The following is a 20752-nucleotide window of genomic DNA, read 5'->3' as shown; positions in this document are numbered from 1 at the left end:
TATAAATATAGCTGCATATAAATATAACTGCATATAAATATAACTACCTATAAATATAGCTGCATATAAATATAACTGCATATAACTGCAATAAAAGAAATTAAAAAAGCGAAATAATTTTGGGATAAAACATTGTCCTTTTCAATCGTATTAGTAGCGATACGGGCGCCAACGGTCACATCTCCTCACCCAGTGCCAATGGATACACCGGTGATGCGGGCCCCAGCGGTCACACCTCTTCTCCCAGTGCCAATGAATACACCTGGGAGGACGTCTTCTTTGTGGTGGCGGCGATGTTATTTTTTTTGGGTTATCTGACGGTGATGGTGGCGTTATTTTTTTATCTGTTGGTGTTACTTTCTCGTTTGGAGGAGCTGCTGCGCCTGTTAACACGGCTGTCACTGATATTACAAAAAAGATTCCCATGAAAATACACAGTATTTTTTTTGTTCTGTCAAATATTTGTTTTCCCATTTGTATATGCCCCAAATTTTTATTCGATTTGATACAATTTTAATTTGACTTTCAGTCCACTTTCCGTAGGCAGATACATTGAGTAAATAATATTTTACCAATTAACCCCCATATTTTCTCTTAAAAAGTATGTTATTGGTAGATTCCATCTTATTTTATGTGCTGATGATTTATCTGCTGGCGAAAGGATTCATAATTGTATCAAAAGGGTATTATTATTCGAAGCATATAATATTTAGAGAAATATAATTAAGAACCCAATAATAATTATAAGTCGGAATCCTCTAGTCGAGTTCCCGTAGATATTTCTTCAACAATAGTATTCTTCGCAACTCTGCTCCACTTTACACAGAACTCCTCAAAAATGACACATATCTACTCAATCAAATAATGGGGTAAAAATTTATATCGCCTTATATAAATTATAATGGACATATCCGCAAATCTATTCGGCAACTGTGTACATTTTGTGGAGTGTGGCCTCTTTATCCTCAACCGTATACCTTTTTCTTAACTTTGATACTTTTTACTCTCTCATGGGATTGATCAATATTTAGGTTAATTTTCAGTATTTAGCAACTGCAATTATTCGCAAACTCCGAAAACCAACTTCACGTCGATGAATATTTTCCGGAAAACTGTACGGAAATAGGGCGACTTATAATGATTTTTCGCTAAGTAGAGGATGCAAGAATTCAAGTTGCAAATTAGTGAAATTGAACTGAAAAAAGATAGGGGCCGTTTATTCCTCAGCAGCCCCTATTGTAATGGAATATTCAAAGTTTTCAGTGTTTTTGGGCAGGATTGAAAGCGTCCATTCTCCTTCAGTTCCCGGAACCGTATAGGTCTCGACGAAAGTTGTAGTCCCTCCTCGGTAGCTTCCCTGGTTGGAAGTTTCCATGCCGCCTGCAATTCTTGCGGAGACATATGAAAGATAGGGCTGCGGGTATGTGTCATCTATTATGTTTATCGAGCCGCTGTATTTTGTGCTTATGAGAGTGGGCGTGACCTCCTTTCCTGAGGGGTCTTTCAGGTTTACCTCAAAAGAGGGAGTGCGGTCCCGGTTTCCTTCTGCGGCGTAGAGGTCGTATCCATACTGGTAAGCACTGATCTCTATGTCGATAGTCCCATTGGTCCCGGCTTTAAAGTTGGTCTCGTAAGGCTTTTCGGGAATAGGCAGAATACGGAAATTCAGGGAAACTTTCCCTTCATAGTCTCTGATCCCGGGGTCATCGATGTTAAGGTTGAGGCTTCCGGTGTAGCTGCCCTTTGCGTCAGCCGGAACTTTAAGTGTCAGCTTTACGGTGGCAGTTTCCCCTGCTTTTACTTTTTCCGGAGCATCAACGTTTATTGCATCATTTCCGAAGGCATACGTTATCCCTCCGTAAGGGGAGATGCTATCGTAATAGATGATGTCGCCTCCCTCTGTAAGTTCGGGGGAGATTGCAATATCCGTACTGCCCGTGTTCCGGAGTTTTATTTCATAAGTATAGGTCTTTCCCGCCTCTACAAGGTCGTTGATGTAAGGTGTAAGGATCTGGACTGTGGGCGGGACCCAGACCTGCAGGTTCAGCTGCATTGTGCCCGGAAAGTTCGGATAATAGCCTGCTACATCTCCCTCCGGCACATTTTCCGCAAAGGCGATGAGGACGGCATAGTTTCCGAGGTCCGCATCTTCAGGTATGTTTACCTCGACCTCAAACTCCTCTTTTTCCCCCGGAGCCAGGTCTTTTGCGGAGGGGCTTATGCTGACCCAGCTTTCATCTATGAAGTTTTCAGTATAAGGGATGATTACAAGTCTGGGATCCAGTGCGATGGTTTTATTGTCTTTGTTTTCAACAGTTACGGTAAAGTTTCTACTGTCTCCCGGTTTCAGTTCAAGGTACTGGTAGGCCGGATCTACACTGATTTTTTCAAATTCGGGATAAAAGTCTTCAGCATAAATCGCGGATGCAGCCACCGAACTGGCTGCCACTTTCATTTCCGTAACTTCAATCTCTGCAGGCTTCGCGGACACGGCTCTGTTCTCTGTTCCCGCCCCTGCGCAGGCAATCGAGAGAACGGATACGAGAAGGAGCCCGCATATGACTATTTTCAATGTCTTCATATTCTGTATGCTCATGCTTTTCACCTCGCCTGATACTCACTAAGGTATGGGACTTATAAAATAATTACTTAAACTACGAATCAATTTGCAGTTATTTTAAAAAAATAAGGATTTTAAATGCTTTTTCAGGATATATGTTTCTTTTATCTGCTTATTTGCGGAAAAAACTGTTTTTTCGCTCTTTTTTGGCTTCTATTTCCTTTTTAATATGATGTTTGCAATATATTCGTACTATGTTTCGATGTTTATCCCTGCAAGTGTTCCGGTATACAGTCTCCGGTTTACAATATTTCGATACGGTATTCCGGGATTTGGCGGCAACGTAAACAGAAAAAGATATTAATCCCGGAATGAAACCTGTTCTATAGAAATCGTATAGTTCTTGTTTATAAACAGGCATGGATGTGATTTTCTTGCTCAAAAACAAACAGGACATATTCAGGAAATTTTCAAGCTCTGGCTGCAGGGTCAGGAAAGCCCCCGGGTCCGGGAAGGGTTCTTTGCGCGACTCTCTCATGTGGTCCTGTCCTGTAATTGACGCCGATTTTGTCGAGGTCAGCGAAGCTTCTGCCTCTGATGAGGATGATTCTCCCGAACTGGATCCCGAATTGATAGCAAATCTCAGAGAGTACCTCCGAACGAGGTCTAAAGAGGAAATCGCCGAAATCTTTGAAGAAATTCGCAAAATTTTGGAAAGCAGAACATCCGGAGGCCGGTTTTCGAGAGACTCAATGGGAGGTTCTTCTGCTTACGAAAAAACACGGATGAAAGAGATCCCGGGAAGAGCTTTCAGAACATTTACGAAAACAGCTTCCTGCGGAAAGGCCAGGGTAATAAATATTTCAAAAACCGTCTCTTCAAAAGCTTCAACAATAGCATCCGAGGGCAGGGAGTCGGTAAAAGTCTCTTCGAAAAAACTCAATGATAGGTGGAGTAATCTAAGTCCCAATGACCGCAAGATGATTTCTGAGGTCCTGATCACGGTGATCGAGATCGGGTTGCTCAGGAATTCCTCTCGAGGCAGAAGAGCGGCATTTGTTGTTTTATCAAGCATTTACCGGCATCAACCGCCGGGCAGGAAAGATCTGGAAGAGTTCATAGACGAGGTGAGCAGGCGCTTTAAGCGCAGGCATTAAATTCTGCTCCGTTTAAAACACCCTCGCAGACCTGCTGACTGTTCTTATAAACCTTGCAGGGCTTTCCTCAACCTGCCAGCTCCCTGCATCATGGATAATATAGGTCTGGTCCGAGACCTGATCCAGTCCTCCTGCATCATAGTTTCCTATTATCAGGGAAAAGATGCGGGCTTTTCTTTCGGCTTTTATCTCATTCCATTCCCGGATAAGAGGTCTTTCCGAAAGTTCGGAAGCCCCGTCGGTCAGGAAAAGGAGGTCTGCTCCCTGAAAGACCTTTTCCTCTTTTACCGCTTTGAGCCCTGAGCGGAGTGCTGTGTTAAAGTCTGTCCCGCCCCCGAAAGTATATCTAAGAAACTCCAGAAACTCTTTGCCCATACGTTTTTTATCCGTAAGCTCTATCTCAACCGTCTGCCATTTCGATGAGAAGAGAATTACTTTAACATCCCTGTTTTCTCTTAACATCCTCCTCGCAATTGCCAGGACTACGGCTTTTGCAAGAACCTCAGGAGCTCCCCGCATGGAAGCCGAGGTATCGACAAGGGCGACAACAGGGCCTTTTCTCCTTTTGCCTGCGGAGTTCGAGTTCCAGTTTTTCCCTCGCAGCTGGTATGTAAGGAGCTTTTCTTCGAGCATGTCAGCATAGAACTTGCGCTTCAGGATGGGGTTTTTGAGTTTTACGGCTTCTATCGGAAGGAGAGTCTGGATTTCCCCTGAGAAAGTAATTGAGTGCACTTCAGTTCTGCTATGTGGTGATAACTGCAGTTTCTTTGAGCCGTACTCAAGCTCGATTCTGCCAACCTGTTCGAGAATCTCCCGCAGGTCGGAACTTTTCCTGAGAATTGCCGCATATTTTTCAAGGTTTTCAAAGTATTCCCTGTGCAGAGCCTGTAAGGAATAGTCCCACATTCTCCCCGGAAAGAGCATGGAGAGGATCTCAAGCATTTCAAGGTGGCCTTCGAGGGCAGGGATAAGGTCCTCAAACTTTGCAACTATCGTTTCCTCTACTAAAGAGTCAACCGCCTCTCCGGCCTTTTCACTGAACATGAATTCCCGCGTTATTGAGGCAAGTCTTTCCGATTCCTCTCTGTTTTCGGGCTCAAGGTTCGGGTCCTTTTCTTCCCGGGCTCCCAAATTTTTAAGAAAATTTTCCCGGTTATTCCCACCTTCTTTCTTTTTTTCCTGGAATTCGTCAGAATTTCTCTGCCATTCAGGGTATTTCGGGCTTTCAGGCCTTTCCAGCCTGTTTCTCTCCCATGTGGCCTGAGTTTCACTTATCAGCTCTTTCAGGGCTTTCAGGCTTTTTTCGAGCCCTTTCTGAGATTTCCTTAACAGATCAGGTTCTACTTTTTCGTATTCTCCGAGAAGCGTAAAAAGATGTTCCAGCAGGGTTCTCAGGATAAAAACTCCTGCCATCCGGTTGCTTCCTGCAAGGGTTTTTATTTCCCCCCAGACCTGCTGGTTTCTCATGTTGAGGAATATCGGATAAAAAACCCCGAATTTTTCCATAAAGCGTTTTTCGTCCTTTATTTCATAATCTTTTCCTGAGAGGAGTTCATAAATAAGCACCTCTGTAATTTCTTCCCTGAGTTTGTGAGGCACTTTTCGGGGGGTTGCCAGAAATTCCCGAAGTTCGATATTCAATATAGTAGACGGATTAAATGCCTGATCAAAAGATAATGCCCTGCCTGATCCTAACAGGTCTTTGAAATCTCTTTTCGAGCTTTTCAGGTCCTGCATATTTTCCTGTTTCCTTTCTTTTTCGGGCTTTTAAGAGCCCTTTTTCAGGCAACCTCTGCTTCTTCAAGTTCCACGTCAAATATCTTCGGTTTTTCGAGAAGAGCCCGGATTTCATTAAGATAATTTGCAATCTCGTAAATATCCGTGTTTTTGGAGCGATATTTCATCAGGATTTCCTTACTGTCTTGCCCGGAAACCCAGATGTTTTCCCTGAGGGTTTCCTCAAGGGCTTTTTCTTCTTCTTGCACATGCTTTCTGAAGTAATTCAACTTCTCTTCAAGGTTTTCATACTCCTTTTCATAGAGCTTCTTGTCTCCGTAGTCCAGGCTGAGCTTGAACTCAAACCCGTACTTCCGGCGGAACTGCTCTGCTACTGCTTCGAAGCTCAGTGAACCGTTAATGTTGTTTCTGTATTCAAGCCCGAAACTGTAGGTGTGGGTAGGAAACTCCGTATGGTGCTTTAGAAAATCAAGGGCATTATTGAATGTGAGGCTCTTCGGGGTTTTCACTCCTGCAAACCTGGAGCTCTTCATGCCACCGGTTGTCTTTTTCTCCTCTTCGAAGCATTTATTGCAGGATATCAGGTCCGGAAGTTCCTGCTGCAGGCAGCTGTAAACGGAATTTCTCAGGTCAAGCACATTCTGTTTGAGCTTCCCGGTATCAGTGCCTCCGGAGACGACCCTGTCCAGGATTAGTTTCCTGATAGTTTCCTTCTGCTCGGGGAGATCCCAGAGCATGTGCTGGAGCAGGACAACGGTCATCCTGTTTACGCTTGCGTGCCCGTTTACGGCAGAAGCGACCCTGAGCACGTTTATAATCTTCTTCCAGCGCCTGTCCGAAACGAAGATATTGGCGTTCTTAAGCTCTCTTCTTAACCCTCTTATAATTGCCCGGACCTCAGGGTCCACATGCATATCCCTGGATTTTTTCTGGATTTCCTTTATGTCTTCGACCGAGAGTTTTGTTGAGGGCAGGAAATCCTCGGTATTTTCGAAAATAAGGGCTTCGAGGTTTTCTTCATGCTGAATATAGTCTACGCTATACCTGAAAAGGAACCTGTCGTAAAGGGCTTCAAGGCTTTCGTCTTCTTCGGGCAGTTCGTTGGACGCCCCGAAAACGGAAAAGAGAGGGACATCCATGACTTCCTTGCCATTATGGTATTTCCTCTCGTTCAGGACTGTCAGGAGGCTGTTCAAAATAGAGCTGTTCGCCTTGAAAATTTCGTCCAGAAGGGCTATATGGGCGGTAGGCAGGTAACCTTCTACCTTCCGGCTGAATTCGTCCTTTTCAAGTGCCTTTAGAGAAAGAGGTCCAAATACTTCTTCCGGTGTGGAAAACCGGGTAAGGAGATAATGGAAAAAATTCCCTCCCTCGATAGTTTCGCAGATCTTGTTTGCAAGCAGGGTTTTTGCAGTTCCCGGCGGACCCAGCAAAAGAACATGTTCTCCTGAAAGCAGCGCCAGCAGAGAACCGTTGATTTCGGCGTCTCTTTCTTTAAAGTAACCAGAGAATTCCTGTTTAATATTGAGGATGGTATTTTTCAAATCCAGAACTTTCATGAATTTCAAACCTTTTTAAATCTCTCTTTTCCAGCATCTCGTCCGTAATCCTATAAAATGGGCTTTGCAATAATGAGCAGCAGTACCCGGTTCAAGAAATCTCAAAAATGATTTAACCATTTTTATGGGTCTTGCCTTAATTAATTTTTCCAAAAAAATCTAGTTCGCAATCCCTTACTTATAACCCTTGTTCGTAATCCTTATTATTACCCTTGTTCTTAACCCCGGATATGCCTGCGGGTTATACCTTTTTCTCAGTTATATGCTTTTCTGCTTTAAAGTAATGAAATCTGGAGTATCTTATCGATGCCCCTCAAAGTTCACTCGAATGCTGTCCGAAGATGTTATGCATAAGGAAGTCAATCATTATTGGAATGTTCTAACTTTTCTGGATAATAGAGTTGTTAGGAGACCAACCGGCGTTATCCGAAGCTGGCCGGTAAAATCAATATTCGAGAGGAATATTCTGGAAGATCTTAAATGAATGATTTGGAACGTGAAAAATACAGCAGGCAGATCCTTCTTTTCGGGGAGGAAGGGCAGGAAAAGCTGAAGAATGCCAGAGTGCTGGTTGCCGGTGCAGGAGGACTCGGGAGCCCTATTTCCACATATCTCGCAATAGCCGGGGTCGGGAAAATAATTCTTGCGGATTTTGACTCGGTGGAGCTCAGTAACCTGAACAGGCAGTTTCTCCATCACGAAAAGGATATTGGGAGAGCCAAGATCGAATCTGCAAAGGAAAAGCTTCTTTCTATGAACCCGGGGATTGAGGTTGAAACCATTGGGGAAATGATTTCCGAATCGAACATTGAATCCCTGATTCCCGAATGTGATATTATTGTCGATGCCCTTGATAACATTGAAACCAGGCATCTGCTCAACAGGCTTGCCGTAAAAAGGAAAATTCCTCTGGTCCATGGAGCAGTTACCGGATACGATGGACAGGTGACTACGATAATTCCCGGTAAAACTCCCTGCTTTTACTGTATTTTTCCACGGATTTCCAGAAAAGAAGTTTTTCCGGTTTTAGGGGCGACTCCGGGAGTTATAGGTTCTATTCAGGCAAATGAAGTAATTAAATTCCTGACAGGAAAAGGAAAACTTCTCGAAGGTCGCCTCCTGTTCTGGAATGGATTTTCGGGGAATTTCAGTGAAATCTCTCTCTCAAAGTTAAATAGTTGTCCTGTCTGCGGGCTTTTTGATGAATTAAATGAAACTAAATGAAAATAAGCGAAACTAAATGAATGTGGCTAAGAATAAGCGGAAATCTCTGAAAATAGCTGGGAATATCTGTTGATAACTTAAAATAAGTGAAAAAATGCGTTTTTTTCCTTTTCTAAGGATGTATAAACCTTTATTTCCTCCCTATTGATCATTTTTTATATATCCTCAGTAATAATATCTTATGAGTTATATGTCCTAGGAGGAGATTTCATGAAAAGGAAGGCTCCGTCAGTTGAATCCGGAGGTTTTAACCGGCAAGACTGTTCAGGTTCCCTGCCTGAAGGATTTCACGACCTTAACCCATCTGCCCCGTATTTCTCTTTTGCTTCTGCCCCGAACGTTCCTTATCTTGACCTTGGAATCTGCAGGGAATCCCAGGTTAAGTCTTTGATCAGGGCCCACAGCAAGGATATGTACCGGCTGCTTGAGAAGGTCCATTTTGATGGAAAATACTACACGGTAAAGTGTGTAAACTCCGGGGATCGGGAATACTGCTGGGACCTTGCAGTCAGGATTCAATTTTTCGGGAAAATGCAGGGGATTGTTCTTTATCCCAAACGTCTGGTTTCCCTAAATGAAAAAAAGATTGTTTATAGATCCGTAATCCTTGTTAACCCCTATCAGCTCTGGGATGAAGCTCTTGTAACCCGATTCTGGAACTTGCAGGAAAGAGTTGAATTCCTTATAGCCAGAATCCTTTTTCATGAATGCATTCATCTTATGATCTCGCTTGGAAATACCCTACCCTCAGGTTTTGGAGATACGGATATCTATCTTGAGTTCAGAAAGATGCTTGAGGTCTCCTGCTCGGAAAAACTTATATCCGAACTTCATGAGGTGCAGTTCCGCCTCTGGAATCTTGTCCTGTTTGGAGCTGAAGGGTCCGAAAGTGAGCAGACCCTGCTCGAAAGAGCTCAGGAGATCTATGAATTTCTTATTAATGAAAAATACAGTAATCAGAAAACGGGAAAGGTTTTTCATTCCCCTTCTAACAATGAAAAATTAGCCCGGAAATATGCCTGGGTGGCAGGAGTCAAAGCCGGAGGTGACGTCCGGGTCAGTAAAAATGTATGGAAGGTCGAAGTCCGCAGGCTCAGCATAGCCCTGAGAGGGCTATATAAAGGGATTGATAGGCTGTCAGGCAATTGAGCAGGATTGACTTCTTATCTTTTCCTTATCTTCTTCTTCTTTAATCTTTTCCTCATCTTCTTCTTTGATCTTTTCCTCATCTTCTTCTTTCTTAATACCTAATCTTTCCAGGACTTTTGCTCTTTTATCCATGTCGGGAAGTTATGAACCAGATATCTTTTGAAGAATATCGCTCTGTTGTCCGTCAATAATGATGTTTTCCTGTCAGAGACTCCCTCTTCTTCTCTGGATACTCCATATGCTCTGGTAACTTCACCATGCGGCCAGAAACCGAAAAAAGCCCGAAAAACAAAGTCTTCAGAAATGATTAAATCCAACAAAACGATCGAATCCAACGATAATGACTGAATCCAACGATAATGACTGAATCCAACGATAATGACTGAATCCAACGATAATGACTGAATCCAACGATAATGACTGAATCCAACGATAATGACTGAATCCAACGATAATGACTGAATCCAACAATAATGACTGAATCCAACAATAATGGCTGAATCCAACAATAATGGCTGAATCCAACAATAATGACTGAATCCAACAATAACGATCGAATCCAACGATAATGATTGAATCCCGGAATTTGTTCCTTTTGAAAAATAAGTGGATTAGCTCTCAGTCAGAGAACTGAGAGTCTTCCCAGGTAATTAAGTTTCCTTATCCACAATTTTCAATTCTGTTATCGTGGATATTTACATTGGTTTCTTTCGTATTCAAATGTACTACTGCAGGAGCAGGCAAGTCATGGAAATAGTTTCCAGAGGCTTCTATGTTGTTAAGAGTTCCCTGTAATTCCAGGCCTGCATATCCGCCGCCGGATGTGGTGCATTCATTGTTTTTCATGACTCCGTCGGTAACGGAATCGAACCTAACGGATGAATTAGTTCGGTTAATAAATTTAGAGTTCTTAACTGTAATGCCTTTTACATGATAGGCATATACCCCGTCATGTCCACATTTGTTTACGGTTACCGTATCTATCAATATGTTGCTGGAATTTGAAATAAGCATGGCATCATTACATCCGTTCTGGAATGTAACGTCTTTTACTGTTAATCCGTTGCAGTTTACTATAGTTGCCATGTTATAACAGGAAGTTCCAAGCCTTACGCTAGAATAATAGTCACTCTGACTACCATCAACGGTTAAGTTTCTTATTGTAACATCGGTTGCAGAATTGCCTCTGATCATAAGCATGGCTTTCTTCTCTGCAATACTGCTATCACGCCCACCCCATACGGGTAATCCTGAGGCAAGCTTAATTGTTACACCGGAATCTCCTTCAAGGATTGTTTTGCTGCCTATCCGAAGACTGTCGCCTATCATATATGTGAACGGACCTTTAAGGTGGACAGTTGTGCCCGGGTTGTTTGCTGCATATTCCAGTGCCTGGTTAATCTGGACGTGATCGTCCTTCCCGTCACAGTTGTAGTCTCCGCTTCCGTCTCCGGCAACAGTTATCACCTTTGTGTTCTCACCGCCTAATACAGTAGGTACGGTTGTTAAAATAAGACATGTTACTAGGAATAGGGTTCCTAGCTGTTTTTTCAGCATCGTATCACCTTTGGGTTGGATTTTCGTAGGGATTTAAGTAAAATCGAAATTTATAGGGTAATTTTTTACTTTCCCCAAATATTTCTTCAAAATTCCATATTACGTACTCGTAATACTCTTTTTCCGACATATCTAATTAGATTGGGTTAAATTCTCTAACCAGGTCGGCTCTATGCTTTTATTCAAAAATTTATACTACGTCTGCGTAATATTTTTGAACCTATCCAATTCGGTTCTCTGCGATTTATGTAGGGCGGACACGTTGCACACAGAGTCTCCACTCTCCAATTACATTATAGGGATCAGCACTGGAGGTGGCGGAGTTAGAAGTTTTGACTTCTACCAATCAAAATTTGCTACTGACCATCCGGGTATTACTCCTCCGGTCAATACCTCCTGTTTCAATTAGTCATGGCGTTTAGCCAGGCCAACTCTTCTCTTTAAGAAGTTTTCATTCACCTGTTATTGAATTACCGAGCTGACATCAAAAGTCTATGCAATCCTATTATAAAATATTTTTGGTATTTTAATAATAAAATTAAAACAGTTGCTTGCTTTTTTCGACAACGGTAGGCTTTTGAGTGGATTGTTGGGTAGAACTTTGGATGGGTTATTACATGTATTATTAAACCAATTCTATAAATTTGTCCTTATTCTCTGCAGAGCAATGGATGTCAAAAAATCTCTGTAGCTTTCTAAAAAGAATTGTACGTAGAAACGAAATATTGACCCATATCAAAATTGGCGACTAATTCTTCCAATGTTATCTGTGGCAAGATAAGTAGATATGTAAATCGAGTTTTTATAAATATCTTAATATTAAATATTGGTTTATGCTATCATCATAAGCGAGGAGATTTGGACTTATTATCCTATGGTGGGAAAAAGATGAACCGTGGGTTTTCCTATCTCGTCGGCTCTTATGTTTTTTATTCTAATATTGACTGCGGCGTCAACCGATCAATGTACAAAAATTGATAGCGGATCTGAGCCTGCTATTGATGTTAATAATGTAGTGTGGATAAATGGGGAAACAGTACACGTTTATGACCTGTTCTCCGGAAAAGATATTATTATCAATTCTTCTGCGGCATCTCATCCGGCTATCTCGGGCAGCATCCTGGTGTGGCATGACGAGAGTACCGGAGTGCCGAGACTTACTTTATATGGCCTTGAGACCCGGGCCAGGTCTTATGTTACAAAAAGCGTGGACTGCGACAGCGTTCCCGCTATCTCCGGCAGCGTTCCCGCTATCTCCGGCAGCAGAATCGTGTGGAGTGCAAATTCCTGTGTCTACATGCATGATATCTCCACCTCCACACAGACCGGAATAGCAGCTGGGAACAGTCCTGACGTTTATGGTAGCAAAATCTCATATGAATACGCTTCTGCTAAAAATACCCCGCAGATCTATGTATATGATACCATCACTAAAAAATCAATAGATGTCAGCCAGTATGGCGATAATATGTTTTCATGTATTTATGGCGATAAAGTCATATGGTCGGATTTTTACACCCTGCTTGGCAATATTCGCATGTATGACTTGACTACCTGTCAACAGACAGAAGAAGTCACTACCGAGGACGATATAAACGGCTATGACACAGGAGGTTCGACTGATATTTACGGCAATAAGATTGTGTATCTAAAACACAATTGCTCAGATAAGGATTCGGGTGACTTATATATCTACGACATAGCTACAGGAAAAAGCCCGCAGCTGTCTTCCGGCAACGTCGTTGTCTGGTCAAATTGCGGTAGTATAATATGTTACATTCCTGGCAGGAATATGTTACATTCCTGGCAGGAGTACATGCTTAAAAACGGACTCCTGTATCGGGACTTCGGCGGCGGAGCAAACTCTGAAAATACCGTCACTGAACTTCATATCTTTACCAAAGCTGGAAAATCTACTTTCAGCTCAACAGTGAAAAAAGAGTCTGAAGCATTACCTTAGCGAAGATGTTGAGCTGAATCAAGAGTAAATAACTCGCGATGAAGTAAGGTAACGATAACGATTTCGCTACTTGCATTTTTTTATTTGTGGGTGCAGGTGGGAAATATTCCTTTTTAAGTGGCCTGTTTGATTCTTTTTTATGTTAGATCCCGCCACCCAGCTTATCGGAACCAATAAGCTTGAAGTCTATTGTTAACCTACTTTTGGCTTATTGTTAACCTATGCCTTAATAACCAGGGACTTGTTTCTCATATTATCTTCTTAATAAATATAATACCAAACTTGTCCGGATGAACTGCCAGGCCGGTATTTCTACACTATTTAATATAGAGAGCGGAAAACCCCATGAGACACACACAGATTGATTATGCCCGTAATGGAATACTTACTCCCGAGATGAAACAAATTATTGGGAAAGAAAATATTGATGAGGATACGCTGCTTTCCCGCGTGGCCGAAGGAAGTCTTGTTATAATGACAAGGAAAGACTGTCCTCCCGTAGCTATAGGAAATGGTGCCAGCACTAAAGTAAATGTTAACCTGGGAACATCTGCTGCAAAAATCGATGTGGATGCCGAAATAGAAAAGGTAAGAATTGCGGATAAATATGGAGCAGATACGATCACCGATCTTTCTATGGGAGGAGATATCCGGGCCATACGTACAGGCGTACTGGAAAACAGCAAACTCCCCCTTACCACGGTTCCGGTCTATCAAACGATTGTTGAATGCGGGATGAAGGAGGTTACTGCTGATGATATTTTGTCATATCTCAGGGCTCATGTGGATGAAGGTATGAGTTCTGTGGTCTTGCATTGTGTGGAAAAAGCTACCCTTGAAAAATTGAAAGGCATGGGCAGAGTAATGGGGATGGTATCCAAGGGAGGTTCCCTTACCAGTGTTTATATGCTCATAAACGGTTGTGAGAATCCCTTCATAGAGAACTTTGACGAGGTGATTGATGTTCTCCGGAAGAAGGATGTGGTCCTTTCCCTTGGAAACACCATGCGAAGCGGCTGTATTCATGACCTGAGAGATGGTGCCCAGATGATGGAGATCAACACCAATGTCCAGCTTGCAAAAAGAGCTAATGAGGCAGGTGTACAGGTCATAATAGAGGGCATGGGTGGGCACATATTGGCAGCCGATATTCCTGCTCACGTTAAGTTATATAAGTCAAAATCAAGTTTTCCTCTATTTGTTGCAGGTCCCCTGCCCACAGACATTGCCCTTGGGTATGACCATATTGCAGGTGCAGTGGGAGCCAGCATGGCAAGCGGGGTAGGAGCCGATTACCTGTGCTACATTACACCCGCAGAGCACCTTTCCCTTCCAAGCCCTGAGCAGGTGAGAGAAGGGCTGATAGCCTTCAAGATAGCTGCCCATATAGGGGATTCCATGAAATACGGGATGAGCAACAGAGATTTGCTGCTTGCACAAAAACGTGCCCGCTTTGACTGGGAAGGACAAATGGAGCTTGCCCTTGATTCTGACAGGCCAAAAGATATGTGTCCAATGAAAGGCCCGTGCTCAATGTGCGGCGAATACTGCGCCATAAAAATCATGAGAGACTACCTTGAAGGCGATGAATAGCTGAAGGGTTACCTGGTTAATAGCTGAAGGGTTACCTGGTTAATAGCTGAAGGGTTACCTGGTTAAAGCTGAAGGGTTACCTGGTTAAAGCTGAAGGGTTACCTGGTTAAAGCTGAAGAATTATTATGGCTCCTGTAGAGTTATATGTAGCTATAAAATTAAAATTACATCTTATCCTCTATATGATTTGCCCGAATTTTTTTAATCTATTCAAGCGAGCAATCACATCAGGAGGATTTTCAGCCAATCTACGGAATCTGTTTTCTCTCCTGACCCGGGTTTTTGTCTCCACTTAACCGTGAGCTACGGGAGAGTATTTTTCGAAAACAGTGATTTTTGTCTATTATAGATTCTGTTATTGATTACGATTGTTGACTTTTCAAAAGTGAAGTCAGAAACCAGGATATCTGAAAAGAAAATATGTAAATATTATATTGATAGATGAAATTTTTCCTTTTACCAGACCCCATTGTTTTTCAGTGTAGCTAGAATATTTGTGAACTCATTGCTGAACTTACATTTCCGGAAATCAGGATTTCCCAGAATATTTTTCTTTATTTCTTGCAGTGCGATTAAAAGGCTCATATCGTTACTGTACTCGAATTCGTCTTCTGATGAGGCTATATTCTCGGCAAGGATTTCGATAAATCTCGGATCAAGGTCATTTGTAATATAAGTATCCAGGATCAAAAGATCTGCAATTCTTTTATAAAACTCGATTAGTCTCTGGTAGTTTGATAAGGAGTAAACTTTTGCTGTATGTTTTTGAATGTTAAGATAAATCAGGTAGCGCGATATTGTGTTTATCAGGGTCTCTACGGTCTCACATCCAGGAAATACAATCGGAAACCTTTTGAGTACTTTGGGATACAGGTTGCTGTTATCTCGCACTTTTTCGCGGTTCCATATCTCCGGAAAAACCCTTGATATCGAAGAGTTAAGTACCGCTGTTACATAATGGTAGATTGTGGGGTCTCCGAGGACAATTCCAATTCCGTCTGCAAATACATAGTTTCCGGCAAAGTCATATGAAGCCTGCAAACGGTAGTGGTTAGTAATGATAATTTTAGGCGTGTTAATGTAACGCAGGAAGCTTTCATTTTTCAGACGGTAACAATCAGCCGAATCCAGCTCTTCTCCATCTGTCCTGAACTTATATTTGATCTCCACAAGCCGTTTATAAGCCACCGGAAACCTTGTTTTCATCTCTTCTGGCTGAAAGATTCTGTATTCTTTTCTTATATTGTTACCGAGAATTTCATAGGGGAGCATAAACCGGTACTGGCTAGAGTTAATGGCAAATTCATTAGACAGAGAGGCGTCCATATAAGGATACATAAGTTCCTGTTCTATATTTACACTCCTTAGCAGATCCCTGCAGATATACGAGGCGTTTGCGGAGTCTCCCCTTGGGTGATTTACTTTATGTATGAAATCATTCGTTGAGGGTATGCCTTCAAAGATATCTATTGAAATATCCTCCAGAGTTCGAGGTATTTTGCTCAACCTTTCGATAATATTGTCTTTACTCCAGAACATCTAATCCACTCCTTATTCTAATATAACATCTCGACAAAGTCCTCTGGATACGGGTTGTAATACTCCTGTAAAACTTCATTCATACCGTTAGATTTTGAGATCCGCATACTGCTTCCGAAACTTCTTGTTAAATTGTATATACAATTTTTATATAATAAGTTTTTTTATATAATAATCTTCTCAAGCAGGTTCACAATTAAATTGCTTTTCTCCGGATTTTGATCTCAATAGGGTTCGATCTCCTCATACCGGGCACTTCCCTATTTTCAACGGGAGTTTTAAAATCTGGTCTGAGTCCGGGTTAACAAATCAGGTCAAAACCGTGTCAGGGCAGTTGAACAGAAGGCAACGGTTGAAACCGGACTACAAAGTATAAACTTGGAAAATTCTACTAATTATGCGGCAGTGAAAAATATCTCGGAACCAAAAAACAGATTCAGAATATTGTCAAAAACGTTCCCGAAACTTTCCAAATCGTAAACAAAAGAAATATTATCATAAATGCCTGTTCCCATCAAAGGAACTCCTGTAGCAATAGACTCCGAACAAAAAAGTGAAAAGCCCCGTGCGTGATTCGAACACGCGACCTAGTGATTACAAGTCACTCGCTCTACCGGGCTGAGCCAACGAGGCGCAATGAAACTGATTGCAGACTTATCTAAATACAATACTCACAGATAAACTTTATGGCAGAATCCCCCTTTCTCAACATATTCTAAATTACTTTGACTGTAGGCTTCTGATCTGCTTTTGAAAGGTTCTGCGGTTCTGACCGTGCATAAGCTTATGGCATTCTTTATCCATATCTCGCATAGATGTGGCAGGAAATGGCAAAATACGGACGCAAACTGGTGGAACACGGGCTTGTGGAATCAAACTTCGGAAATATCAGCGTCAGGGCCGGAGACCGGATGCTTATTACCCGGAGCGGGACTGCCCTTGATGAAATCGCCGGGGATAACGTTGTTGAGGTGGAGATTCAGGATACCTCGTCCCTGGATATAATTGCGTCTTCCGAGACGGTAGTACACAGGGAGATCTACAGGAAGACCTCTGCCCTGGCAATAATTCACGCTCACTGCCCTTATTCGGTGGTTGAGTCCCTGCTTGCCGGTCCTGAGGGATCGATTGCTCCTGCGGATAGTGAAGGTCAGTATTTCCTCGGGAATATTCCGGTTGTAGGCGGTGGAATCGGGAGCCTGGAACTTGCCGAAAACCTGGCAGATGCGCTTTCAGAGCACAGGGGAGCTGTTGTTTTCAGTCACGGAACTTTCGCCGTCGGAAGGACTCTCGGAGAGGCTTATATTGTGACCACGCAGCTTGAGCACTCATGCAGAATAAAGTACCTGTATGAGCTTGCAGCCGTAAAAAAGTGAAAATAAGAAGTAAAAAGTGATATAAGTAAGTATTATCTATGGAGTGCACTGATAATCAAGCATAAGGACTTAAGTATAAATATCAAAAGACAGGTACACAAAAGAATAATAATAAGTAGATCCACCCGGCATAAGACGCAGGATAAAGCTGCTCTTCTTTCAGGCCTGTCTTCTATAACGGATATACAACTAAAAAGGAAGATTCCAAGTACCATGACGTTTAATGCCCTGAGACCATTTGCCTCGAGAGTTATCGACCCGCTGGCAGATTTTTTCATAAGATATGAGGTCTCTCCTGATACGGTTTCCATAGTGTCCCTTATCTGTGCTTTCTTTGCGGGGCTCAGTTTTTATTACTCTCCTGTTTATCAGGAATTTGCCCTACTAGCAGGCATTCTGGTAGTGTTTAACTCGCTTTTCGATGCCCTTGATGGGGTAATTGCCCGCAAATCCAACAGGGCAACTCCGAGAGGGGATTTCCTCGACCACGTAATCGACCGTTATTCGGACGTGTTTATCATCTGCAGCATTTTTTTTGCAGGTTATGTGTCCTGGCAGATAGGGGTTACGGCAATCGTGGGCGTGCTTCTTACGAGTTACCTGGGGACTCAGGCCCAGGCCCTCAATCTCGGCAGGTATTACGGAGGGATCATGGGCAGGGCTGATCGTCTTGTAGTTATTATCCTTGCCGCTTTTTCCAACTCGGTTTATCCTGCTTCTATTGCAGGCTTTACCATCCTGGGCTGGGCTGTTATCCTGATTGCTGTGACCAGCCATATTACTGCAATCCAGCGGATTATGTATATCTGGAGAAGGCTGGACTGATACCTTTCAGTGTTTTTTGTTCAACCTGTTTTCCGGGCCCATCGTGCTTAGGTTTAGCCTGTTAAGGTTTAGCCTGCCAAGTTTCAGCCTGTTAAATTTCAGACTGCAAAATCTTTTTAATTCTTTTTTCTGCCTGAATGCCGGTTTCTGAGGCGGATAGCTTAATGTAAGACAAAACCCAATACTTGGACTATGCCGTCTCAAGGAAAAAAGTACGAGTATCTGGAGCATACCGCAGACATAAAGTTCCTGGCATATGGAAACGCTCTGGAAGAGGTATTTGAAAACGCAGCTCTTGCCATGTTCAATGTTATAATTGACACCGGGAAGGTTTCGGGAGAGACGACAAGGGATGTTTACCTTAAGTCCCCTGATCTCGAATCTCTGCTTGTGGACTGGCTTTCCGAGCTGTTGTATCTTTTCGAGGTCGACGAGATTGTTTTCTGGAAGTTCAGGGTAGAGGAAATCCGAGAAGAAGAAGGGGAATACTCAATAAAAGCCGTAGCATCCGGTGAACGATATTATCCTGAGAGCCATCCCTTTGAAACCGAAATTAAGGCTGTCACTTATAACCAGCTGGAACTCGAGAAGACTGCCGAAGGCTGGAAGGCTCAGGTTGTTGTTGATATCTAAGAAGCGCAGTTGTTTTTGATTTTCCTGTGTACGGCTGGAATGTGGCTACTTCATGTATGTGAATTATTATCCTATCCTGCACTATAAATCCGGGGCAAATTTTGATATTCCAAATTAACCTCTCACGCTTTAACCGGTTAAGTGAGTTACACAGTCTGAAAATGTACCTTACGGGTTTCCGGAGTAATCTGCGGGTGCTCAGGGGAACGCAAGGTAAATGAGTAATTTCATGATTATATTATATCAGGGTTATAATATTCAAATTATATTCATAAAACGTAAAGGAGCAGGGAGCATCAATTATGGTAGACAGTGAAGATATTTCCAATGAGGAATCTAGCACGGAAAGTGAACATCGGGACGTAAGAGGCATGGTCCGGAAGCTTTCCGATAATAACTGGGAAATTCCAAAAGGGCATATCCCCAATATGAGGGTTCCAGGACGCCTGTTTGTATCCGAAAGTTTGCTTGAAGGCATTGAGCCCGGTACTATCGACCAGATTGCAAACGTTGCAACTCTTCCTGGCATTCAAAAGTATTCCATGGCAATGCCTGATGCCCACCTCGGTTATGGTTTTGCTATAGGGGGCGTTGCAGCTTTTGATGCCGAAGAGGGAATTATCAGCCCCGGTGGGGTGGGTTTTGACATCAACTGCGGGGTTCGGCTAATCCGCACAAACCTCCGGAAGGAAGATGTGGTTCCTGAAATCAAAAAGCTGACCGACGAGCTGTTTACTAATGTGCCTGCCGGGGTCGGGTCAAAAAGCCGGTTCAGGGCTTCTGATCGGGAACTGGACAGTGCGTTTCTTGAGGGGGCAAAGTGGGCAGTAGATGCCGGATATGGTGTGGATGCGGACGTGGAACACTGTGAAGGGAATGGCTACCTTGAAGGGGCAGATACTTCTTATGTAAGCACAAAGGCAAGGAACCGCGGAAAACCCCAGTTAGGGACTCTCGGGAGCGGCAACCACTTCCTTGAAGTCCAGTATGTGGACGAGATTTATGACCGGGAAGTAGCTTCGGCTTTCGGGATTGAAGAGGGTCAGGTTACGGTAATGGTTCACTGCGGGTCAAGGGGTGCAGGGCATCAGATCTGCACTGACCACCTGAAAGAACTCTCTCAGGCTGTGAAGAAGTACGGGATTGAAATTCCGGACAAGCAGCTTGCCTGTGCTCCGGCTCAGTCAAAGGAAGCCCAGAACTATTTCAAAGCCATGCTCTGCGCTGCAAACTATGCCTGGGCGAACAGGCAGATGATCACTCACTGGACACGTGAGTCTTTTGAAAAGGTATTTGGCAGGGATGCCGATGACATGGGAATGAGCCTCCTGTATGACGTTGCTCATAACGTGGCAAAACTGGAAGAACATAACATTGAAGGCAGGAAAAAAGAGGTTTACGTGCACAGAAAAGGGGCAACAAGAGCATTTCCCGCCGGGCATCCGGAAGTTCCGGCCGCATACAGGGACGTGGGACAGCCGGTTTTAATTCCCGGAAGCATGGGCACTCCTTCTTTCATACTCTGCGGGGCAAAAGAGGCTATGGATGTTTCTTTCGGCAGTGCCTGCCACGGGGCCGGGAGGGTTATGAGCAGGGCACATGCAAAGAAAGAGTTCCACGGGCAAAGTGTAAAAGAGAACCTTGAAGCCCACGGGATCACTGTAAGGGCAACTCATCCCTCCGTAATTGCGGAAGAAGCTCCCGGTGTGTACAAGTCCAGCAGTGAGGTAGTAAATGTCGTGCACGAGCTTGGTATTGCCCGCAAGGTTGCAAGAGTTATCCCCCTTGGGGTCGCAAAAGGTTAAACTGGCTATAACTCCAGAATTTTTTGTTTTAGAATTCCTTTTTTTGAATTCCTTTTTTTGAATTCCTTTTTTTAGAAT

At 43.1% G+C, this 20752-nt stretch carries 16 protein-coding genes and 1 tRNA gene; 10 read left to right on the top strand and 7 right to left on the bottom strand.

Annotated elements, in window-relative coordinates; translation table 11 throughout:
* Positions 1-281: 281 nt before the first annotated feature.
* Positions 282-428, top strand: a complete 147-nt coding sequence (locus ACSAZL_RS19300; RefSeq protein WP_440946190.1) for a hypothetical protein — start codon at positions 282-284, stop codon at positions 426-428.
* Positions 429-1216: 788 nt separating this feature from the next.
* On the opposite strand, the gene ACSAZL_RS19295 is transcribed toward ACSAZL_RS19300, so the two are convergent.
* On the bottom strand, positions 1217-2596 hold the full coding sequence (locus ACSAZL_RS19295) for a COG1470 family protein (RefSeq protein WP_440946189.1): 1380 nt from the start codon (positions 2594-2596) through the stop codon (positions 1217-1219).
* A 389-nt stretch (positions 2597-2985) separates the two neighbouring features.
* Here ACSAZL_RS19295 and ACSAZL_RS19290 point away from each other — a divergent pair, with 389 nt between their 5' ends.
* Entirely contained in the window at positions 2986-3717 is a 732-nt protein-coding gene (locus ACSAZL_RS19290; protein WP_440948908.1) for a hypothetical protein, read from the top strand.
* Between the two features lie 12 nt (positions 3718-3729).
* Here the strand turns inward: ACSAZL_RS19290 and ACSAZL_RS19285 are convergent, their stop codons facing one another.
* Positions 3730-5454 (bottom strand): vWA domain-containing protein, encoded by a 1725-nt coding sequence (locus ACSAZL_RS19285; RefSeq protein ID WP_440946188.1) that lies wholly within the window; start codon positions 5452-5454, stop codon positions 3730-3732.
* Positions 5455-5498: 44 nt separating this feature from the next.
* Positions 5499-7013 carry an AAA family ATPase gene (locus ACSAZL_RS19280; protein WP_440946187.1) on the bottom strand — a complete coding sequence of 505 codons (1515 nt, stop codon included), beginning with the start codon at positions 7011-7013 and terminating at the stop codon, positions 5499-5501.
* Between the two features lie 480 nt (positions 7014-7493).
* On the opposite strand from ACSAZL_RS19280, the gene ACSAZL_RS19275 reads away from it, so the two are divergent.
* Both ACSAZL_RS19275 and ACSAZL_RS19270 read left to right on the top strand, forming a co-directional pair.
* Entirely contained in the window at positions 7494-8237 is a 744-nt protein-coding gene (locus ACSAZL_RS19275) for a HesA/MoeB/ThiF family protein (RefSeq protein ID WP_440946186.1), read from the top strand.
* Between the two features lie 210 nt (positions 8238-8447).
* Positions 8448-9386, top strand: a complete 939-nt coding sequence (locus ACSAZL_RS19270) for a hypothetical protein (protein ID WP_440946185.1) — start codon at positions 8448-8450, stop codon at positions 9384-9386.
* On the opposite strand, the gene ACSAZL_RS19265 is transcribed toward ACSAZL_RS19270, so the two are convergent.
* Together ACSAZL_RS19265 and ACSAZL_RS19260 are read right to left on the bottom strand one after the other, a co-directional pair.
* Positions 9375-9518 carry a hypothetical protein gene (locus ACSAZL_RS19265; RefSeq protein WP_440946184.1) on the bottom strand — a complete coding sequence of 48 codons (144 nt, stop codon included), beginning with the start codon at positions 9516-9518 and terminating at the stop codon, positions 9375-9377. The two genes, ACSAZL_RS19270 and ACSAZL_RS19265, sit on opposite strands and share 12 nt — an antisense overlap.
* A 528-nt stretch (positions 9519-10046) precedes the next feature.
* On the bottom strand, positions 10047-10853 hold the full coding sequence (locus ACSAZL_RS19260; RefSeq protein WP_440946183.1) for a right-handed parallel beta-helix repeat-containing protein: 807 nt from the start codon (positions 10851-10853) through the stop codon (positions 10047-10049).
* A 985-nt stretch (positions 10854-11838) separates the two neighbouring features.
* On the opposite strand from ACSAZL_RS19260, the gene ACSAZL_RS19255 reads away from it, so the two are divergent.
* Together ACSAZL_RS19255 and thiC are read left to right on the top strand one after the other, a co-directional pair.
* Positions 11839-12903 (top strand): hypothetical protein, encoded by a 1065-nt coding sequence (locus tag ACSAZL_RS19255; protein WP_440946182.1) that lies wholly within the window; start codon positions 11839-11841, stop codon positions 12901-12903.
* Positions 12904-13248: 345 nt separating this feature from the next.
* Complete coding sequence (gene thiC, locus ACSAZL_RS19250) at positions 13249-14496, top strand: phosphomethylpyrimidine synthase ThiC (RefSeq protein WP_440946181.1); 1248 nt, start codon at positions 13249-13251, stop codon at positions 14494-14496.
* A gap of 456 nt (positions 14497-14952) precedes the next feature.
* Here the strand turns inward: thiC and ACSAZL_RS19245 are convergent, their stop codons facing one another.
* Together ACSAZL_RS19245 and ACSAZL_RS19240 are read right to left on the bottom strand one after the other, a co-directional pair.
* Positions 14953-16035: a hypothetical protein gene (locus ACSAZL_RS19245; protein ID WP_440946180.1), complete on the bottom strand. Its 1083-nt coding sequence runs from the start codon at positions 16033-16035 to the stop codon at positions 14953-14955.
* A 559-nt stretch (positions 16036-16594) separates the two neighbouring features.
* Positions 16595-16668: transfer RNA gene (locus tag ACSAZL_RS19240), tRNA-Thr, on the bottom strand.
* 194 nt (positions 16669-16862) lie between these two features.
* On the opposite strand from ACSAZL_RS19240, the gene ACSAZL_RS19235 reads away from it, so the two are divergent.
* The 4 genes from ACSAZL_RS19235 to ACSAZL_RS19220 all read left to right on the top strand — a co-directional run bounded on the left by ACSAZL_RS19235 (position 16863) and on the right by ACSAZL_RS19220 (position 20674).
* Entirely contained in the window at positions 16863-17411 is a 549-nt protein-coding gene (locus tag ACSAZL_RS19235) for an aldolase (RefSeq protein WP_440946179.1), read from the top strand.
* Positions 17412-17624: 213 nt separating this feature from the next.
* Positions 17625-18236 (top strand): CDP-alcohol phosphatidyltransferase family protein, encoded by a 612-nt coding sequence (locus ACSAZL_RS19230; RefSeq protein WP_440946178.1) that lies wholly within the window; start codon positions 17625-17627, stop codon positions 18234-18236.
* A gap of 192 nt (positions 18237-18428) precedes the next feature.
* On the top strand, positions 18429-18869 hold the full coding sequence (locus ACSAZL_RS19225) for an archease (RefSeq protein WP_440946177.1): 441 nt from the start codon (positions 18429-18431) through the stop codon (positions 18867-18869).
* 302 nt (positions 18870-19171) lie between these two features.
* Positions 19172-20674 carry an RtcB family protein gene (locus ACSAZL_RS19220; protein WP_440946176.1) on the top strand — a complete coding sequence of 501 codons (1503 nt, stop codon included), beginning with the start codon at positions 19172-19174 and terminating at the stop codon, positions 20672-20674.
* Positions 20675-20752: the final 78 nt, after the last annotated feature.

The organism is Methanosarcina mangrovi, assembly GCF_052057765.1.
Taxonomy (GTDB): Archaea; Halobacteriota; Methanosarcinia; order Methanosarcinales; family Methanosarcinaceae; genus Methanosarcina.
This window is presented reverse-complemented; position numbering and strand designations above follow the sequence as displayed.

Bases quoted from the DNA above. Each gene is read 5' to 3' on its own strand.
- ACSAZL_RS19220 (WP_440946176.1), top strand. From the start codon at position 19,172: ATGGTAGACAGTGAAGATATTTCCAATGAGGAATCTAGCACGGAAAGT.
- ACSAZL_RS19265 (WP_440946184.1), bottom strand. From the start codon at position 9,518: ATGGATAAAAGAGCAAAAGTCCTGGAAAGATTAGGTATTAAGAAAGAA.
- ACSAZL_RS19280 (WP_440946187.1), bottom strand. From the start codon at position 7,013: ATGAAAGTTCTGGATTTGAAAAATACCATCCTCAATATTAAACAGGAA.
- ACSAZL_RS19230 (WP_440946178.1), top strand. From the start codon at position 17,625: ATGACGTTTAATGCCCTGAGACCATTTGCCTCGAGAGTTATCGACCCG.
- ACSAZL_RS19225 (WP_440946177.1), top strand. From the start codon at position 18,429: ATGCCGTCTCAAGGAAAAAAGTACGAGTATCTGGAGCATACCGCAGAC.
- ACSAZL_RS19235 (WP_440946179.1), top strand. From the start codon at position 16,863: ATGGCAAAATACGGACGCAAACTGGTGGAACACGGGCTTGTGGAATCA.
- ACSAZL_RS19285 (WP_440946188.1), bottom strand. From the start codon at position 5,454: ATGCAGGACCTGAAAAGCTCGAAAAGAGATTTCAAAGACCTGTTAGGA.
- ACSAZL_RS19275 (WP_440946186.1), top strand. From the start codon at position 7,494: ATGAATGATTTGGAACGTGAAAAATACAGCAGGCAGATCCTTCTTTTC.
- ACSAZL_RS19295 (WP_440946189.1), bottom strand. From the start codon at position 2,596: ATGAGCATACAGAATATGAAGACATTGAAAATAGTCATATGCGGGCTC.
- ACSAZL_RS19245 (WP_440946180.1), bottom strand. From the start codon at position 16,035: ATGTTCTGGAGTAAAGACAATATTATCGAAAGGTTGAGCAAAATACCT.
- thiC (WP_440946181.1), top strand. From the start codon at position 13,249: ATGAGACACACACAGATTGATTATGCCCGTAATGGAATACTTACTCCC.
- ACSAZL_RS19270 (WP_440946185.1), top strand. From the start codon at position 8,448: ATGAAAAGGAAGGCTCCGTCAGTTGAATCCGGAGGTTTTAACCGGCAA.